Source organism: Pedobacter hiemivivus, from assembly GCF_005144565.1.
GTDB lineage: Bacteria > Bacteroidota > Bacteroidia > Sphingobacteriales > Sphingobacteriaceae > Pedobacter > Pedobacter hiemivivus.
The window spans coordinates 1-1,585 of sequence record NZ_SWDX01000031.1; the positions used below are offsets into that span (position 1 = coordinate 1).

2 rRNA genes are annotated in these 1,585 nt (G+C 36.3%); both read right to left on the bottom strand.

What is annotated here, in order from left to right:
* Nucleotides 1-1,124: 1,124 nt before the first annotated feature.
* Nucleotides 1,125-1,236 (bottom strand): 5S ribosomal RNA (rrf, locus tag FBD94_RS25840).
* Nucleotides 1,237-1,364: 128 nt separating this feature from the next.
* Nucleotides 1,365-1,585 (bottom strand): 23S ribosomal RNA (locus FBD94_RS25845); the annotation flags it as partial.

Genomic DNA, 1,585 nt, shown 5'->3' on the forward strand with positions numbered 1-1,585 from the left:
TGTTTGAACACTGACCATTCTTAACTTGTATTAATAATAGTCTTATTCTAATTATATTGTCTAGTTAGATTCTGACTTGAAAAAATAGCTTTGGTTTTCATGTACTTTGAAACTGTACTATCTTACCTCGCTATGCTTTATAAATGACATCTCTTTAATGAACTTCTCGAATCACCTCACGGATCTTCTTTATATTTCTTCGTTTATTATTCTTCAGTTTCGTTTCGGTCTTAATGTTCCGAATCTCAGTTTCAAATTTTTAACGTTTCAATCTTTTTTATTCTGTTAACAAACTCCGTTTGGTAACTCCCGTTCTGTTTGGGATTGCAAAGGTAGAAATCTTTTTGGTTTTGTCAAGCTTTTTATTAAACTTTATTTCTTTTATTTTCTGCGCCTTTTAAACACTCATAAAGAAATACCAATCTCTTTTTCTAACCCTTCAATTCAACCTTCATCTTCTTCCCTTTCTTACAAACCCTTCCTCCGAAGTGGGATGCAAAAGTAGGAAAATTATACGCCCCCGCAAACTTAAACACACTATTATCTCCTATTCTCCCCTAACTACCTGCAACACAACCAGAAAAACTGAAAACCATTTCAATCTCTTATATTAAATAGCCATTCAATCAAATATTAATGCTTTATACAAACGCCATTAGTTATTAAATTATTATTCAAATCTTAGCGAAAGTATCAAATTCTGCATAAAGGAAAATGGCTGTTTCAACAACATGGAACTGCACAGAATCCTTTCAGAATAATAAAGCGGTGACCTAAGGGTAAAAGCCCTTTTAAAGAATGTCAATGGCACAACTCATTAACGTTCATTTATTACCCCCATATCAACCAGCATCGCTCATTAAGCGATCATAAAAGTATGAATACAACGAAATCATAATTAGAAATGACAGAAAGCCCAATACAGGCAATGGTTAAAGAATTAATCCTTGATCAATCAAAGATTCCTATAAACAAAACAGATCACCAATGCCAGCAAATGGCAGGGTGTATTCTGCCGAAGATAAGAGCCTATAGTCCAAATGCCCTTAAGCCCCTAAAGGAAAATAGAAATGTTATAAACAAGAAAAGCCGATAGTCTATTGGACTACCGGCTTTCTTTTAAGATTTGGCACCGACCTACTCTCCCACGTGTTACCGCAGTACCATCGGCTCTGGTGGGCTTAACTTCTCTGTTCGGAATGGGAAGAGGTGGACACCACCGATATAGGCACCTAAATATTTTTAAATATCTAGTATATATCGTTTCGCTTTTGTTGCTCAGCTYKCGCCTTGCTCGATTTGTTACTAAACAAATGACATATTATTGAAAGAAGTTATTATGAAGAACAAACAACAGTTTATTGCTCTTGAAAGCTTCGGATGATTAGTATTACTCGACTTTGATCTCACAACCTTTACATCTGTAACCTATCAACGTAGTAGTCTGCTACGGTCCTATATGGAATTCTCATCTCGTGGCTAGTTTCGCACTTAGATGCTTTCAGCGCTTATCTATTCCCAGCGTAGCTACTCTGCAATGCCCCTGGCGGAACAACAGATTCACTAGAGGCTAGTCCAACCCGGT